General features: G+C 72.2%; 12 protein-coding genes and 1 pseudogene. 10 read left to right on the top strand and 3 right to left on the bottom strand.

Going from position 1 to position 16,398, the window contains the following annotated elements:
* Positions 1-204: 204 nt before the first annotated feature.
* Both PV343_RS26120 and PV343_RS26125 read left to right on the top strand, forming a co-directional pair.
* Complete coding sequence (locus PV343_RS26120) at positions 205-1,539, top strand: hemolysin family protein (protein ID WP_319149407.1); 1,335 nt, start codon at positions 205-207, stop codon at positions 1,537-1,539.
* Positions 1,536-2,624 (top strand): hemolysin family protein, encoded by a 1,089-nt coding sequence (locus tag PV343_RS26125; protein ID WP_319149408.1) that lies wholly within the window; start codon positions 1,536-1,538, stop codon positions 2,622-2,624. The genes PV343_RS26120 and PV343_RS26125 overlap by 4 nt, the downstream gene beginning before the upstream one ends.
* Before the next feature lie 67 nt (positions 2,625-2,691).
* Here the strand turns inward: PV343_RS26125 and PV343_RS26130 are convergent, their stop codons facing one another.
* Both PV343_RS26130 and PV343_RS26135 read right to left on the bottom strand, forming a co-directional pair.
* Positions 2,692-4,560, bottom strand: a complete 1,869-nt coding sequence (locus PV343_RS26130) for an AAA family ATPase (RefSeq protein ID WP_319149409.1) — start codon at positions 4,558-4,560, stop codon at positions 2,692-2,694.
* Between the two features lie 431 nt (positions 4,561-4,991).
* A pseudogene (locus PV343_RS26135) lies at positions 4,992-5,613 on the bottom strand (uridine kinase family protein).
* 253 nt (positions 5,614-5,866) lie between these two features.
* On the opposite strand from PV343_RS26135, the gene PV343_RS26140 reads away from it, so the two are divergent.
* The 5 genes from PV343_RS26140 (at position 5,867) to PV343_RS26160 (ending at position 10,990) form a co-directional block, all read left to right on the top strand.
* Positions 5,867-6,823: a hypothetical protein gene (locus PV343_RS26140; RefSeq protein ID WP_319149410.1), complete on the top strand. Its 957-nt coding sequence runs from the start codon at positions 5,867-5,869 to the stop codon at positions 6,821-6,823.
* A 42-nt stretch (positions 6,824-6,865) separates the two neighbouring features.
* The gene (locus PV343_RS26145; RefSeq protein ID WP_319149411.1) at positions 6,866-8,407 is read left to right on the top strand and encodes an amino acid permease; all 1,542 of its coding nucleotides are present in this window, start codon (positions 6,866-6,868) and stop codon (positions 8,405-8,407) included.
* Positions 8,408-8,613: 206 nt separating this feature from the next.
* Positions 8,614-9,981, top strand: a complete 1,368-nt coding sequence (locus PV343_RS26150; protein ID WP_319149412.1) for a peptidase C39 family protein — start codon at positions 8,614-8,616, stop codon at positions 9,979-9,981.
* A gap of 134 nt (positions 9,982-10,115) precedes the next feature.
* Complete coding sequence (locus PV343_RS26155; RefSeq protein WP_319149413.1) at positions 10,116-10,256, top strand: SCO1431 family membrane protein; 141 nt, start codon at positions 10,116-10,118, stop codon at positions 10,254-10,256.
* Between the two features lie 74 nt (positions 10,257-10,330).
* A complete protein-coding gene (locus tag PV343_RS26160) occupies positions 10,331-10,990 on the top strand; it encodes a TetR/AcrR family transcriptional regulator (RefSeq protein WP_319149414.1) in 660 nt (219 codons plus the stop codon).
* A gap of 96 nt (positions 10,991-11,086) precedes the next feature.
* Here the strand turns inward: PV343_RS26160 and PV343_RS26165 are convergent, their stop codons facing one another.
* Positions 11,087-12,328 (bottom strand): glycoside hydrolase family 18 protein, encoded by a 1,242-nt coding sequence (locus PV343_RS26165; protein WP_319149415.1) that lies wholly within the window; start codon positions 12,326-12,328, stop codon positions 11,087-11,089.
* Positions 12,329-12,659: 331 nt separating this feature from the next.
* On the opposite strand from PV343_RS26165, the gene PV343_RS26170 reads away from it, so the two are divergent.
* The 3 genes from PV343_RS26170 to PV343_RS26180 all read left to right on the top strand — a co-directional run bounded on the left by PV343_RS26170 (position 12,660) and on the right by PV343_RS26180 (position 16,397).
* A complete protein-coding gene (locus PV343_RS26170) occupies positions 12,660-13,832 on the top strand; it encodes an acyl-CoA dehydrogenase family protein (protein ID WP_319149416.1) in 1,173 nt (390 codons plus the stop codon).
* 344 nt (positions 13,833-14,176) lie between these two features.
* Positions 14,177-15,274 carry a hypothetical protein gene (locus PV343_RS26175; protein WP_319149417.1) on the top strand — a complete coding sequence of 366 codons (1,098 nt, stop codon included), beginning with the start codon at positions 14,177-14,179 and terminating at the stop codon, positions 15,272-15,274.
* A gap of 10 nt (positions 15,275-15,284) precedes the next feature.
* Positions 15,285-16,397: a phosphotransferase family protein gene (locus PV343_RS26180; RefSeq protein WP_319149418.1), complete on the top strand. Its 1,113-nt coding sequence runs from the start codon at positions 15,285-15,287 to the stop codon at positions 16,395-16,397.
* Position 16,398: the final 1 nt, after the last annotated feature.

A 16,398-nucleotide genomic window follows, 5' to 3' on the forward strand; every position in this document is an offset into this window, starting at 1 on the left:
CTCGGGGGCGTCCACCCTGCCCCCCTGGGCCGTGTCTTGATTAACCTGATAGCGGAGGCGCTCCTTCGCTGCGCCTCCGCCCCTGTGCGCCGCCCGGTGCCAGGGGCTCCTGCTACCCGAGGAGTGACCCCCTCCGGCGATGGACGGATCGTCCTGTAGTACCTGCGCCGCCCCGACCCGACATACCGGGAAGGCGGTGGCAGCGTGACCCTCTCCCTGCTGCTCCTCGGAGCGGCGTTCCTGTTGATTCTCGCCAACGGCTTCTTCGTGGCGGCCGAATTCGGCCTGGTGACGGTCGAGCGCCCCGAAGCCGAGAAGGCCGCCGCCGACGGCGACAAGCGCGCCCGCACGGTCGTGGAGTCGCTGAAGGAGCTCTCCTTCCAGCTCTCCGGCACCCAGCTGGGCATCACCATCACCTCCCTGGTCGTCGGCATGCTCGCCGAACCGGCCCTGGCCACCCTGCTGCGCGGCCCGTTCACGGCCGTCGGACTGCCCGAGGGCGCCGTCTCCGGCGTCGCCGTGGTCGTCGGCATGCTGCTGGCCTCCGCCGTCCAGATGGTGATCGGCGAGCTCGTGCCCAAGAACTGGGCGGTGTCGCGGCCGCTCCAGGTCGCGCGCTTCGTCGCGGGCCCCCAGCACCACTTCTCCCGCCTGTTCCGGCCGGTGATCGCCATGCTCAACACGGTCGCCAACCGGCTGGTGCGCGCCCTGGGCGTCGAACCCACCGAGGAACTGGCCTCCGCCCGCACCCCGGGCGAACTGGTGTCCCTCGCCCGGCACTCCGCCCAGGCCGGCGCCCTGGAACAGGACACCGCTGACCTCTTCGTGCGCACCCTGTCCCTCGGCGACCTCACCGCGCAGCACGTCATGACCCCGCGGGTGAAGGTCAGCGCGCTCCAGGACACGGCCACCGCCGAGGACGTGGTGAACCTCACCCGCGCCACCGGCCTGTCCCGCTTCCCCGTCTACCGGGAGAAGATCGACGAGATGGTCGGCATGGCTCACCTCAAGGACGCCCTGGCGGTCCCCGTGCACGACCGGCTGCGTACCCCGGTCAGCCGTATCGCCCGCAAGGCGCTGCTCGTGCCCGAGACGCTCCCCGTCCAGCCCCTGCTGGCCCGGCTGCGCAGCGAGCAGCCCATCGCGGTCGTCGTGGACGAGTACGGGGGCACGGCCGGCGTGGTCACCCTGGAGGACATCGTCGAGGAACTCGTCGGCGAGGTCCGCGACGAGCACGACGCCAAGGACGTGCCCGAGCTGGCCCCCGCCCCGGCGGAGGACGGCAGGCCGGCCTGGGACGTCGACGGCAGCTGCCGCGTCGACATCCTGCTGCGCATAGGCCTCGACGTGCCCGAGGGGCCGTACGAGACCGTCGCCGGCCTGGTCGCCGACCTGCTCGGCCGCATCCCGGCCCCCGGCGACCGCGCGGAACTGCCCGGCTGGCGGCTGTCCGTCCGCCAGGTCGGCCACTACCGCGCCGAACGGGTCCGCCTGGTCCGCACGGTCCCGGCGGTCAACGTCGCGGAGGCCCTGCGATGAGCGTCCTGCAACTGGTCTTCGCCGCGCTGCTCGTGCTCGCCAACGGCTTCTTCGTCGGCGCCGAGTTCGCGCTGGTCTCCGTGCGCCGCAGCCAGATCGAGCCGCTCGGCACGGCCCGCGCCCGCCAGGTGCTCCACGGCCTGGAGCGGCTGCCGCAGATGATGGCGGCCGCGCAGTTCGGCATCACCGTCTGCTCCCTGACGCTCGGCGCGGTGGCCGAGCCGACGGTGGCGCACCTGCTGGAGCCGCTGTTCGAGGCGGTCCACCTCCCGGACGGCGTGATCCACCCGCTCGGCTACGTCATCGCCCTCGCCGCCGTGGTCTTCTTCCACCTCGTCATCGGCGAGATGGTCCCGAAGAACCTCGCCATGGCCGCTCCGGAGAAGGCCGCGCTGTGGCTGAGCCCTGGCCTGGTCTGGTTCGCCCGGGTCTGCAGGCCGATCACCCTGGCGCTGGGCGCGTGCGCGCAGGGCATCCTGCGGATCTTCCGCGTCGAACCCAAGGACGAGGTCGAGGCCGTCGTCACCAGCGAGCAGCTCAACCGCCTGCTGGAGGACTCCGGCCAGGCGGGGCTGCTCGGCCCGGAGGAGCAGGAGCGCCTGGAGGACGCCCTGGAGCTGGGCTCCCGCCCGGTGACGGACGTCCTGCTACGCCGTGAGTCGCTGGTGACGGTGACGCCGGCGGTGACCCCCGGCGAGATCGTCGCGCTGACGGCCCGCACGGGCTACTCCCGCTTCCCCGTGGCGGCCACGGAGAAGGGCGCCTTCATGGGCTACGTCCATGTGAAGGACGTCCTGGACCTGGAGGACTCGGACCGCGCGGTGCCCCAGCACATCTGGCACCCCATGACGACCCTCCGCAGCGAACTCGCCCTGGACGACGCCCTGACCGTCATGCGGCGGGCGGCCACCCACCTGGCCCAGGTGGCGGACGCCTCCGGCCGGGTGCTGGGCCTGGTCGCCATGGAGGACGTGCTGGAGCTGCTGGTCGGCGAGGTGCGCGACCCCGCACACCGGGAGGCGGCCGACGTGCGGCTGACGGAACCGAGGACGAGCGGGGAGCCGGAGGAGGCGCTGGCCACCTAGCGGCCGTCGCGCGAGCCGGGCAGGACCCGTCGGCCCGCCCGTGCGCCCCTGTGGGGGCGCGCGGTGCTCACAGGGCCGACGGGTCCTGCGGTCCGCGCCCCGACAGCACCTCTCCGTACGCCTGCATCAGGTCCGGCAGCCTGAGGGTCGCGAGGTCCTGCCGGGACAGCGCCCCCGGATACCCCGACAGCCGCAGGTCCCGGTACGCGCAGCTCTTCTCGTACAGCGTGCGCAGGAACCGCCCGTTGCCCAGCTCGTCGATCCACTCCTGGTCGACCACGTGCCCGGCGATGGAGCGCAGCTCCTCCAGCGCCTCCTCGTCCCAGAGGTCCCCGTTCTCCGCCGCGAGCACCTTGCCGATCTCGGTGAGCTCCAGCGGCCGGTAGGAGGGGAAGTCGACCCGGGTGGTGAAGCGGGACGAGAGACCGGGGTTGGCGGCGAGCAGCCGGTCCATGCCCTCCGGGTAGCCGGCCAGGATCACCACGAGGTGGTCCCGGTTGTCCTCGGCCCGCTTCAGCAGCACCTGGAGCGCCTCGTCCCCGTAGGCGTCGCCCTTGCCGTAGCCCGAGTTGGACAGCGAGTACGCCTCGTCCACGAACAGCACCCCGCCGATCGCGGAGTCGATCAGCTCGTTGGCCTTCACGGCCGTCTGCCCCAGGTACTCGCCGACGAGGTCGGCCCGCTGCGCCTCGACCAGATGGTCACCGCCGAGCAGCCCCAGCGCGTAGAAGACCCGGCCGAGGATCCGCGCGACCGTGGTCTTGCCGGTCCCCGACGGCCCGGAGAAGACGAAATGCCGTTTCGGCGGCTGCACCGGCAGCCCCTGCCCGGCCCGCAGCCGGGCCATGTTCAGTTGCGCGGACAGCGCCTTGACCTGCCGCTTGACCGGTTCGAGCCCCACCATGCGCTCCAGTTCGGCGAGCGCCTCCTCGAGTAAGACCGAGTCGGTCGGGCCCCCGGGCAGCGGCCAGGACGAGGACGGCATCCCGCTCTTCAGGCGCACCGCGGGACCGGGCACCGACGGCAGCGGCCCGGTCGGCAGGTCCGGCTCGGACAGCCGCAGGTCGCGCCCCTCGGTACCGAAGAGGGGATCGAGCGTGTCCGGCCCGTCCACCGCGTCCGCCCCGGTACCGGTCAGGGTGATCGCCGCAAGGTCGGCGGAGTCGTCGTAGCCGTCGCCCTCGGCGATCGCCGCGAGCCGGGCCGCGGTGTCCATGAAGGCGGGATCGACCCGGTGCACCGCCCGGTACAGCGGCAGCGCCGCGGCACTGCGCCCGGTCCCCTCGTGCGCCCGTGCCAGCCAGTAGCGCAGCTCCTTGCGCTGCGGCTGCTCGCTGCGGCACCGCATCAGGGCCGCCGCCAGCAGCGGCTCGGCCTGCCCGTACATCTCCAGCCGGACCCGGGCCATCCCGCCGAACAGGCCGGCCTCGATGCCGAGCAGCGGGTCGTCGAGCAGCGGGTCGGTGTGCCGCACCAGCTGGTCCCAGTCCTTGACGAGATAGGCGCGGCAGGAGTGCAGGAAGCGGACCTGCGGGTCGGTGTCCACCGGCGGCAGCCCGGCCAGCGCCCGGTCCAGCTCCGGCACGTGCCGGCCGTCCAGCCAGTGCGAGGCGTGCGCCAGCAGCAGATCGCGCGGGCTCTCCAGCACCGGCTGCACCCACCAGCCCAGCCAGTACCAGGAGTTGAGGGTCCTGCGGTGCCGGGCGCGCTGCTCCCCGAAGCGTTCGCGGTGCCGGAACATCCGCAGCAGCGCGGTCGTCGTGTCGACCCGCAGGGCGTGCAGCCCGAGCCAGGCGTCCGCCATCCCGGGGTCCAGCCGGGCCGCGGCCCGGAACTCCTCCTCGGCCTGCGGGTAGGCGCCCATCGTGTAGGCGTCCACGCCTCGCAGCCAGGCGAGGTCGGCCGGGGCCTCGGGGCCCTGCGTGCCGAAGTCCATCACGTCCCCCACAGACCGTGCCCCCGTTGGTTCACCGCCGGGCAGGCGCCCGACGGCCGCCGCGGTCGAACCGCTGTGCCGCGGACCGGAGTTGCCGGTGCGCGGGGCAGCCGCTCGAAGGTCGCACCGAAGGCATCGTACCCGCGGGAGCACCACGCACCGAAGGGTGCCGCACGGGCCGTTCGACGAGGTGGGAGCAGACGGGGCGCACACCGTGAGGTGACACAGGGTGAGCGAATCGGCGCGCGAAGCGGCGGAAAAGGGGCCCTGAGGGCAGAACGAAGCCCCCGATCACGGGGGAACAACCGGGGGCTTCGCGTCTTCGGGCGGCTCCGAACGGCCGCACATTGAGAACGTAAGACCTGCACGGTCCCCGGGTCAAGCGTCCCCGGAGCAGTCAAAGAAGTTCCCCCGCAGGGGTCTTCACGGGTTCACCACATCGCGGACGGTCCGTCACCCTGGGTGAGGGACTGGTCCGCTCCAAGCCTCGTCGGCGGGCCCCGGGAGCACCTCGTACCCCTGCGGTGTCTGGTGCACCAGGAGGTCCGCATGGGGGCGCGAGGGGTCCGCGGCGAAGTGCGCCCGCTCCGCCTCGACCCACCCGGCCCAGAACTCCCGCTGCTCCGCACCGTCCCGGGCCCGGCCGCGCGCCCAGGCCTCCTCGCGCGGCAGTTCCATCCACAGCAGCCGGGCCAGATACGGCCGCAGCGCCCTGCGTCCGGCGCCGACCCCCTCCAGCAGGACCACGGGAGCGGACGGCAGCGGGCGTGGCGGCCCGAAGGTCCGCGCGCGCCAGTCGTACGGCGTGTAGCGCGCGTCCTCGCCGCGGGAGTAGGGGGTGATCACCTGGGCCAGCAGCCGGTCCGTCCAGGCGAAGAGCTGCTCGTGGCTGGCGATGTCGTCCAGGCGCAGGACCGGCGCCCCGCCGAGCGCGGCGGCCAGCCGCCCGGCGAACGTGGACTTGCCGGAGCCGGCGTGACCGTCCACGGCGACCAGCCGGACGGGGCCGCAGGACGGGGGGAGCCGGCGCAGCCGGGCGGCGAGGTCGTGAATGGCGATTCCTGAGGTGTGGTGCGGTGTGGGGCCTTTTCCCGGAAACAGTCTAGTAGCGGCCCATAGGGGCCGGACCGGCGGCCCCGGAAACGTCACTTCTTGAACCACTGGCTGACCTCCGGTCAATCAAAGGGATTTTCGTTCCCGATCCGTTGACCGATATGTGAATTTCGGCGTTCCCGGTGCCTCGGCTGCTGAGTAAGGTGCCTCCTGCGCGACCGCGAACACATCGAACGGGGACGGACAGGGGGACATGGCCGCGGAGTTATTCGAAGGGCACTATGTATGGCACCCGGCGGCCGACGACCGCGTCCTGGCGAGCGTATGCGTCGATGTACGCGCCGGGCGTTATCGATACGCACAGGAAGCCCTCGCCGAGACACGTTCCGACTTCCCGCTGCGGGCCCACCGCTCGCTGGTGCTGGCCTCCGAGGCCGCCGGGAGCGACCTGGTCGAACGCTGGCTGGCGGAGGAGCCGGGGCCCGAGTCCACGCTGATGTGGGCCCGCGTCGCGGTGCAGCGCGCGATGCGGGCGGCCGACGAACGCGACGAGCGGGCCGAGACGCTGGAGCGGATCGCCCTGACCGCCTGCGACCGGGCGGCCGCCGTGGCACCGAAGGACCCCACGCCCTGGGTCGCCCGACTGACCATGGCCCGGCTGCACCGGCTGCGTGACCCCGCCCCGCACGGGCTGCTGACCGCCCCGCCCGGGCCCTGGCGGCTGTTCTCGCACATCCTGTCGCTCGACCCCTGGCACCGCGAGGGCCACCACCGCTTCCTGTCGTTCTTCTTCACCCGGCACGGCGGCTCCGTCAACGCGGCCTGGGACGTGGCCGCGTTCCTCAGCCAGCGGGCGCCCGCCGACTCCGTCCTGCGGCTGCTGCCGCTGGTGGCCCTGGTGGAGAGCTACAACCCCACGCAACTGCTCGCCGACCGGGTCTGGGAGCAGCCCCAGTGGCGCTCCACCGCCCTGGCGATCTACCACAACTGGCTGCCGACGGCGACCGGTTACCGCTTCACCCCGGTGCTCGACCTGGCCTACCTCGCGCACGCGCTGGTCATGGCCCAGCGCGAGTTCGAGGCCCGGGCGGTGTTCGCGGCGATGGGCCCGTACGCCTCGCGCATGCCCTGGAGCGCCTTCGGCGACCCCGTCGAGCAGCTCTCCAGGGCGCGTCGGGCCTGCGGCCTGCCCGTCCCGGGACCCGCCTGACCGCGCACGTGCCCTGCCCCCCACCGAGAGAAAGGCCGAACTGTGTCGGATCGGACATCGGCGCCACGGGCGAAGTCCCGTGGTGAAGCGGACCCGGTCGCGCTCGACGACGACGCGACCCTGCACGCCATGGGTTATCCGCGGAAACTCACCCGGCGCTTCAAGGCGTTCGACAATTTCGCGATCTCGTTCACCATCATCAATATCCTTTCGGGTATCTTCTCGTCCTTCGGGTACGGCATGAACGCGGGTGGCCCCCGTATTCTCGTGTTCGGCTGGATAGGCGTGTCCGTCATGGTGCTGTTCATCGGCGCGGCCATGGCGGAAGTGGCTTCCGCCTATCCGACGAGCGGTGCGCTGTACTTCTCCGCCGGAAAGCTGGCCAAGCGGCACAAGGGCGCCTGGTCCTGGTTCACCGGCTGGCTGAATTTCGTGGGCCAGATCGGCGGCACGGCCGCCACGGGTTATGCGGCGGCGACCTTCATCCAGGCGTTCGTCGCCCTGCAGTGGTCCTCGTACCGGCCGACCGTGCACCAGACGGTGCTGATCACGGCGCTGATCATCGTGCTGCAGGGCCTCGCCAACACCTACACCGTCCAGCTCGTGGCCCTGCTGAACCGGATTTCCGTCTGGTGGCTGCTGGTCGGACTGGTGGTGATCGTGAGCACACTCATCGTGATGCCGGACCATCACCAGTCGGCGTCCTTCGTGACGCATTTCGTGAACAACACCGGCTTCTCCAGCGGACTTTACGGCGGCATGCTCGGTCTGCTGGTCACCAGTTGGACCTTCACCGGCTTCGACGGCAGCTTCCACATGTCCGAGGAAACGGTCCAGGCGACGGTCAACGCGCCGAAGGGGATCACCCGCGCCATCGGCTATTCGGCGATCACCGGCCTGATCCTGATGCTGGCACTGGTCTACAGCATTAGCGACTACGCCAAGGTGGCCGGTTCCTCCGCGCCGCCCGTCCAGATCCTCATCGACGGCCTCGGCCTCGGCACCGCCAAGGCGATGCTCCTCATCGTGATCGGCGCCATGCTCTTCTGCGGTCTCGCCAACCTCACCAGCAACACCCGGCAGATCTTCGCCTTCTCCCGGGACGGCGCCATGCCCGGCTCCCGCTGGTGGCACTCGGTCTCGCCGCGCACCCGTACGCCCGTGAAGGCGGTCTGGCTCGCGGTCGCCTGCTCGCTGGCCCTCGTCGTCCCCGGCTGGTGGTCACACACGGCCTTCACCGCCATCGTCAGCGTCAACGTGGTGGGACTCTTCCTCGCCTACGCCGTGCCGATCTTCCTGCGGCTGCGGCTCGGCGACGGCTTCCGGCCCGGCCCCTGGCACCTGGGCCGCTGGGGCCGGCCGATCGGCTGGCTCGCGGTGATCTGGATCCTGCTCAGCAGCGCCCTGTTCATGCTGCCGCAGGCCTCGCCGATCACTGTCGACTCCTTCAACTACGCGCCGATCGCGCTGGCCGTCGTGCTCCTCGTGGCCACGGTGTGGTGGTTCGCCACCGCCCGCCGCCGTTTCCAGGGCCCGGTCAGCTACGGCCGTCCCGACGAGGTCGCCGCGATGGACCTCATCTGACGCCCGCGGCCCCGGCGCACGGCCACCGGGCCGCGCGCCGGGGCCTCGTGCGGTCCGACCTCGCGCTTTCCTCCAGTGGACCAGACCAATATTGGTGGCGCGCCATGCGCCGAAGTGCTGGCAGGGGCATGCCGTCTCCTCCATAGTTGGCCCACAGTCACGCACCGCACCAGCACCGACCCGGACACCTGGGGGTAACCGCGCTCATGAGCAGAGCCCAGCAGCCGTCCCGCCGTACCGTCCTCACCGCCGCGGTGGCCGCCGCGGTCGCCACGGGGGCCGTACCCGCGACCGCCGGCGCCGCACAGGCGGCGGCCGGCGCCGACCCCGCCCAGGCGCCCGCCCGCCCCATCGACTACCACGCCTGGACGACGAACCACGACTGGCGCTGCGGCACCGCGCTGGGCGTCCGGGTGGTCGCGGGCCGCCGCCCCGGCGTCGAGATCGGCACCGCGGCCGGCCGTACCGACTACACCGACCCGCACACCGGCACCACCGCCACCTGGGAGTTCGCGACCTGGACCTCGCCGGTCCACCGGCTCGCCGTGCCCGCGACCGAGGCCATCGCCTCCTGGAACGCGCACACCCCCGAGGGCACCTGGCTGCAGGTGGAGCTCCAGGGCACCTACTCGGACGGCACCGCCACCCCCTGGTACGTGATGGGCCGCTGGGCGGCCGGCGACCAGGACATCAAGCGGACCTCGGTGGACGACCAGAGCGACGGCAAGAGCTCGATCTGGACCGACACCTTCGCCGTCGACGACGCCGCCGGCGGCCTGCGCCTGGTCTCCTACCGGCTGCGCCTGACGCTCTACCGCAGGCCCGGCACCACGCTGACCCCGACGGTCTGGCGGCTCGGCGCCATGGGCTCCGACATCCCCGACCGCTTCACCGTCCCCGCCTCCGCCCCCGGCCTCGACCGGGAGCTGGCCGTCCCGCGCTACTCGCAGGAGATCCACAAGGGCCAGTACCCGGAGTACGACAACGGCGGCGAGGCCTGGTGCAGCCCGACCTCCTCGCAGATGATCGTCGAGTACTGGGGCGGCCGGCTCACCCCGCAGCAGCTGTCCTGGGTCGACCCGTCCTACGCCGACCCGCAGGTGGACCACGCGGCCCGGTACACCTACGACTTCCAGTACGAGGGCTGCGGCAACTGGCCCTTCAACGCCGCCTACGCGGCCACGTTCGACGACATCCAGGGCGTGGTCACCCGGCTCGCCTCGCTGAGCGACCTGGAGACCCTCGTCGCGGCCGGCATCCCGGCCATAACGTCCCAGTCCTTCCTGAAGACCGAGCTGACCGGCGCCGGCTACGGCACCTCGGGCCACCTGATGACGGTGATCGGCTTCACGGCGGACGGCGACGTGATCGCCAACGACCCGGCCTCGCCGGGCGACGACGCGGTCCGGCGGGTCTACCTGCGGCGGGAGTTCGAGAACATCTGGCTGCGGACCAAGCGCTACAACGCCTCCGGCAAGGTCGCCTCCGGCACCGGCGGGGTCTGCTACCTCTACTTCCCGGCGCACCCGACCCCGGTCCAGCGCAAGGCGCTCGCGGCGGTGGGCGTGGTCTGACCGGTCCGGCCGGCCGGGGCGATCCCGTGTGAGCAACGTCTCCGCGGCGAACGCCGACGCGGGTGGCAAGGTGGAGCGGTGGGGAGCACCGGGTGGGGGGACACCATCCGTCCGTCCGACCTCTGCGAGCACTCATGAGCGCACACCAGGCCACCGCCACCCGCGTCCGCACCGGCGGGCCCCGCCAGGACGGCCCCCAAGTCCTCGAACACGTCATGGGCTGGGTGCTCGTGGCCGTGGTCGCGATGCTCGTGACCCGGCTCGGCCTGCTCTGACCCGGCCCCTGGCCCGGCGCGCATGACCTGACATACTGCGGAGGTCCCGCCGACCTCCCAGACCAGGGTCGAAAGTGAATCTGCGTCAACAGGATGCCGTCGTCCGTCCCCGGACGCGCGGCACCGAGCGCTCCGCGGCACGTCGCGCCGAACTCATCGCCATCGGGCGGAGGCTGTTCGCCGACACGTCCTACGACGCGCTGTCCATGGACGACATCGCCCGCCAGGCGCATGTCGCCAAGGGGCTGATCTACTACTACTTCCAGTCCAAGCGCGGCTACTACCTGGCCATCGTCCGGGACTCCGTCGCCGACCTGGTCGACTTCGCCGCGAGCGGTGCGGAGCTGCCCGCCGTGGACCGCGTCCACCGCACGATCGACGGCTACCTGCGCTTCGCCGAGCACCACCAGGCCGCCTACCGCACCATCGTCAGCGGCGGGGTCGGCTTCGACACCGAGGTGCACGCCATCCGCGACGGTGTGCGGGAGGCGATCATCGCCACCATCGCCGAAGGCGCCTACGGCCGCGCCGAGATCGCCCCGCTGGCGCGCATGGGCCTGCTCTCCTGGGTGTGCGGCGTCGAGGGGGCCACCCTGGACTGGATCGACCGTCCCGCGCTCTCCCGCGAGACGATGCGCGAGCTGCTGGTGAAGACCCTCGGCGGAGCCCTGCGCGCGGTCGAGGAACTGGACCCGTCCCACCCGGCCCCGCCGCCGGCCCGCCGCCCGGACTGAACGACCCGGGCACGGGAAGGGAGCGGAGGCTCGTGGTCCCCCGCTCCCGCCCCGGAGGCCGGCCCGCCGCCGGCCCGCCCACACCCCGGTTCCGGGCTAGTCGATCGCCTTGATCAGCTCACCGTTCGCGGTGTCGCCGCTCAGCTCCCACACGAAGGTGCCGCCGAGCCCCTGCTGGTTCTTGTACGTCATCTTGGTGCCGATGGTCGCCGGGGTGTCGTAACTCCACCAGTCGGTGCCGCACTTGGCGTAGGCCGTGCCCGCCACGGTGCCGGTGGCCGGGCACTTGGTCTTGAGCACCTTGTAGTCGTCGATGCCCTGCTCGTAGGTGCCGGCCGCGGGTCCGGTCGCCGTGCCGCCGGGTGCCGCCTGGGTGACCCCGGTCCAGCCGCGGCCGTAGAAGCCGATGCCGAGGAGCAGCTTGGACGCCGGGATGCCGAGGCCCTTGAGCTTGGCGATGGTGGCCGAGGTGTGGAAGTTCGCCTTCGGTATGCCCGCGTAGGAGTTCAGGGGCGAGTGCGGGGCGGTCGGGCCGGCCGCGTCCCAGGCGCCGAAGTAGTCGTAGGTCATCGGGTTGTACCAGTCGACGTACGGGGCCGCGCCCGCGTAGTTCGCCGCGTCGATCTTCCCGCCGGCGGTGGCGTCCGCGGTGATCGCCGCGGTGACCAGGCTGCCGGAGCCGAACTTGGACCGCAGCGCGGCCATGACGTTCTTGAACGCCTCACGGCCGCTGGCGTCGCAGGTGTTGCCGCAGGCGTTGGGGTACTCCCAGTCGATGTCGATGCCGTCGAAGACGCCCGCCCACTTGGGATTCTTCACCAGGTCGTAGCAGGACTGGGCGAAGGCGGCCGGGTTCTTCGCGGCCTCGCCGAAGCCGGCGGACCAGGTCCAGCCGCCGAAGGACCAGAGCACCTTGAGGCCCGGGTGCTTCTTCTTCAGCTTGAGCAACTGGTTGAAGTTGCCACGCAGCGGCTGGTCCCAGGTGTCGGCGACGCCGTCGACGGACTCGGCGGCGGTGTAGGCGCGATCGGTGGCCGCGTAGGAGTCGCCCATCGCGCACTTGCCGCCGGTCACGTTGCCGAAGGCGTAGTTGATGTGGGTCAGCCTGGCAGCGGAGCCCGAGGTCTCGACGTTCTTGACGAAGTACTTGCGGTCGTAGGTGCCCCATTCGGTGAAGTAGCCGACGACCTTCGAGCCCGCCTTGAGCTGCGGCGCGGTGGGTGCGGCCGCGGTGGCGGTGCCCGCTCCGGCGAGCAGTCCGGCACCGAGGGCGGCGGAACAGGCGGCGGCGAGCAGAGCCCGGAAACGGGCGCGGGGGCGGTGGGGAGTGCTGTGCATCGGGTGGCTCCTCGTGGGGGAGAGGGGAACGCGCGCCGATTGGCATGAACGCGGTAAAGCGTTGGCAATGCACAGTAGGAGGACTAGACCAATGCGTCAATGGTGCGGACCAATCCGGGGGCACCCGGGGTTCCGGCCGGATTCCTGAAGTAAGCGGTCGTTAACTGGTGACGGGAGGTCGCCGATCGGGCATACTCACGGCACAGCCGCTGGTCAGCAGCTTCCGAGACCCGGGAGCGGGTGTCCTCGGCCCACTGAACGATCAGGCGGAGCCGCCCCCACCCAAGGCGCACGTCCGCCGATGTGCCCGAACAGGGAGGAGAGCGACGCCATGTCCGACCGCGACCCGCAGCCGGTGGAGCGTCAACTGCCCACGGAAGAGGCGAGGGATCTGCTCGCGCTCGTCCGTGAGATCGCGCAGCGCGAGATCGCGCCGAAGGCGGCCGAGGAGGAGGACGCCGGACGTTTCCCGCGCGAGGTCTTCACCCTGCTGTCCGATTCGGGGCTGCTGGGCCTGCCGTACGACTCCGAGTACGGCGGTGGCGACCAGCCCTACGAGGTGTACCTCCAGGTCCTGGAGGAGCTGGCGGCGGCCCGGCTGACCGTCGGCCTCGGCGTCAGCGTGCACACGCTCGCCTCCTACGGGCTCGCCGCGTACGGCAGCAAGCAGCAGCAGGTGGAGCACCTGCCCGCCATGCTCGGCGGCGGCCTGCTCGGCGCCTACTGCCTCTCCGAGCCGTCCTCCGGCTCCGACGCCGCCTCCCTGCGCACCAAGGCCGTCCGGGACGGCGACGACTGGGTGATCACCGGCACCAAGGCCTGGATCACGCACGGCGGCATCGCCGACTTCTACACCGTGATGGCCCGCACCGGCGAGGACGGCCCGCGCGGGATCACCGCCTTCCTGGTGCCCGGCGACGCCGAGGGCGTCAGCGGCGCCGCGCCCGAGAAGAAGATGGGCATGAAGGGCAGCCCGACCGCCCAGGTCCACTTCGACGGCGTCCGCGTCGGCGACGAACGGCGCATCGGCGAGGAGGGCCAGGGCTTCGCCATCGCCCTGTCCGCGCTCGACTCCGGTCGGCTCGGCATCGCCGCCTGCGCCATCGGCGTGGCCCAGGCCGCGCTGGACCAGGCGGTCGCCTACGCCACCCAGCGCCGGCAGTTCGGCCGCCCCATCGCCGACTTCCAGGGCCTGCGCTTCATGATCGCCGACATGGCCACCCAGATCGAGGCGGGCCGGGCCCTCTACCTCGCGGCCGCCCGGCTGCGGGACGCGGGCAGGCCGTTCGCCAAGCAGGCCGCCATGGCCAAACTGCACTGCACCGACACGGCCATGAAGGTCACCACGGACGCCGTGCAGATACTCGGCGGTTACGGCTACACCGCCGACTTCCCGGCCGAGCGCTTCATGCGCGAGGCCAAGGTGCTGCAGATCGTCGAGGGCACGAACCAGATCCAGCGGATGGTCATCGCCCGTCACGTGGCAGGGCCGGAGGGTCGCTGAACTGCCCCCTGAGGACCGTCGGGGCCGCCAGCCTGACCCACTCCGGGTCGTGGCGGCCCGGCAGGGTGCGCCCCCGGTCGGCCCAGGCGCGCATCAGGTCCAGGTAGATGGGCGGGTCCTGCGGCACGGGCGGCGGAACCGATTCTGCGGGCCGGGGCACGAAGATCCGGCGCTGACGCCCGGTCGCCGAGTACATGGGGGTCATACCCGGAACAACGCGGCGCGGCCCGGTCGGGTCACCGCGCGGCGGAATCGCGCGTGAGTTCAGCGACGACGGCCGGTTCCCCCTCTGGCCTCCCACGGTTGTCTGACGTACCGTCAGCTATCCGTCCGAGGGGGGCCAGGTGGCCGACGACCGTCCCGTACCGCTCGACGAGTACCCCGTGCACCAGGTGCCGCTGTCCATGAAGCACGTGGCGACCGGGGACCGCAACGCCTACGACCGCTGCATCTTCCACGTCTTCGACCACACCGGCCGGGCCCTGCTCATCCTCGGCCTCGGCGTGTACCCCAACCTCGGGGTGATCGACGCCTACGCCACCTTGCGCACCGGCGGCACCCTGCACGCGGTCCGCGCCTCCGACGCGCTCGGCGAGGACCGGACGCGGCTCACCGTCGGCCCGCTGCGCATCGAGGTCCAGGAGCCCCTGCGGCGGCTGCGCGTGGTCTGTGACGACGAGCTGTCGTACGACCTCACCTGGACCGCGGCCTTCCCCGCCCTGTGGGAGCCGCACCACCTCCAGCGCCGCGGCGACCGGCTCACCCTGGAAGGACGCAGATTCGTCCAGGCGGGCACCGCGGAGGGCACGATCCGGGCCGGCGGCCGCACGTTCACCGTCACCCCCGGGGACTGGACCGGCACCCGCGACCGCAGCTGGGGCGTGCGGCCGACACCGGGGGAGGACGGCGGCCGGCTCGCCGAGGAGCACCCGGCCGAGGGCTTCCACTGGATCTGGTGCCCGGTCCGCTTCGAGGACCGCTTCCTGATGATCGTCGTCCAGGAGGACGCCGACGGCCACCGCTCGCTCAACGACGCCACCCTGGTCCGCCCCGGCCACCGCGACCGCCAACTGGGCTGGCCCCACGCGGAGATCACCTACCGCCCCGGGACCCGGCACCCCGAGCGCGCCGTCCTCCACCTCGGCGACCCGCGCGAGCCGCTGGAGCTGGACGTGGAGGTGCTGGCCTCCTCCCCGCTCGCGGTCGGCGCGGGCTACCCGCCCGCCGACGACTGGCAGCACGGCACCTGGCGGGGCCGGGGCTGGGTGGACCGCCGTACCTACGACATGACGTCGCCGCACCCGCTCGCCGCCTACGGCGTGACCGACCACTCCGCCCGCTTCCGGATGGACGGCCGCACGGGCCACGGCATCTTCGAGCACGGCTCGTTCGGCCGCCACGACCCCAGCGGCTTCACCGGCTTCGACTCGGTCGCACCGTGAGGAGGAGCGGATGACCACGGCACCGCGCCCGCGCACCAGCACCCGCGACCCCGAGGAGCTCGCCGGGCGGCTCACCCGCTGGCTCGGCACCCGGCTGCCCGGCGCCAGGGCCACCGGGGTCACCGTGCCGGCGTCCAACGGCATGTCCAGCGAGACGCTGCTCTTCGACATCGAGCACCCCCGGCCGCCCGCGCGGTCCTGCGCGCTGCGGCTCGCGGCCGACCCCGCGGCGTACACCGTCTTCCCCGAGTACGACATGGCCCGCCAGTACCGCACGCTGGAACTCGTGGCCGCCCGCACCGACGTCCCGGTGCCCCGGACCCTGTGGCTGGAGGAGGACCCGGAGCCGCTCGGGGCGCCGTTCTTCGTCATGGAGCGGGTGGCCGGACGGGTCCCTCCGGACGTCATGCCCTACACCTACGAGGGCAGTTGGCTGCACGCGGCGAGCGACGCGGAGCGTGCGCACCTGGAGTCCGCCACGGTGGGCCTGCTCGCCCGGCTGCACGACCAGGCCCCCGCGGCCGAGGCCGGGTTCCTCGCGCCGCCGGGGCAGCCCGGGGACCCGGACGAAGGCGACGCGCTGCGCCGCCACGTGACGGCCCAACGTGCCTACTACGCCTGGGTGGTCGACGGACGCGCCCGCTCACCCCTCATCGAGGCCGCCTTCGACCGGCTCGAGCGGCTGTGGCCGCGCGACCCCGGCACCCCCGTCCTCACCTGGGGCGACGCGCGCATCGGGAACGTCGTCTACGACGGCTTCGACCCCGTGGCCGTGCTGGACTGGGAGATGGCGGCCCTCGCCCCGCGCGAGGTGGACCTCGGCTGGACCGTCTACCTGCACCGCTTCTTCCAGGACCTCACGGTCGCCTCCGGACAGCGCGGACTGCCGGACCTGCTGCGCCGCGACCGCGTCGAGGCGCGCTACGGGCGGCTGACCGGCCACACCCCGCGGGACATGGAGTTCCACACCCTGTACGCCGCCCTGCGGCACGCGATCGTCATGCTGCGCATCGCCTACCGCCAGGTGCACTTCGGTGAGGCCGCCGTCCCGGCGGATCCGGACACACTGATCCTGCACCACGACAGTCTGCGCGCCATGGTGCAGGGCAGTTACCGGTACTGAG

Origin of the sequence: Streptomyces sp. WI03-4A (assembly GCF_033792105.1) — a bacterium.
Classification (GTDB): domain Bacteria; phylum Actinomycetota; class Actinomycetes; order Streptomycetales; family Streptomycetaceae; genus Streptomyces; species Streptomyces collinus_A.

Bases quoted from the DNA above. Each gene is read 5' to 3' on its own strand.
- PV343_RS26125 (WP_319149408.1), top strand. From the start codon at position 1,536: ATGAGCGTCCTGCAACTGGTCTTCGCCGCGCTGCTCGTGCTCGCCAAC.
- PV343_RS26165 (WP_319149415.1), bottom strand. From the start codon at position 12,328: ATGCACAGCACTCCCCACCGCCCCCGCGCCCGTTTCCGGGCTCTGCTC.
- PV343_RS26130 (WP_319149409.1), bottom strand. From the start codon at position 4,560: ATGGACTTCGGCACGCAGGGCCCCGAGGCCCCGGCCGACCTCGCCTGG.
- PV343_RS26155 (WP_319149413.1), top strand. From the start codon at position 10,116: ATGAGCGCACACCAGGCCACCGCCACCCGCGTCCGCACCGGCGGGCCC.
- PV343_RS26150 (WP_319149412.1), top strand. From the start codon at position 8,614: ATGAGCAGAGCCCAGCAGCCGTCCCGCCGTACCGTCCTCACCGCCGCG.
- PV343_RS26180 (WP_319149418.1), top strand. From the start codon at position 15,285: ATGACCACGGCACCGCGCCCGCGCACCAGCACCCGCGACCCCGAGGAG.
- PV343_RS26170 (WP_319149416.1), top strand. From the start codon at position 12,660: ATGTCCGACCGCGACCCGCAGCCGGTGGAGCGTCAACTGCCCACGGAA.
- PV343_RS26140 (WP_319149410.1), top strand. From the start codon at position 5,867: ATGGCCGCGGAGTTATTCGAAGGGCACTATGTATGGCACCCGGCGGCC.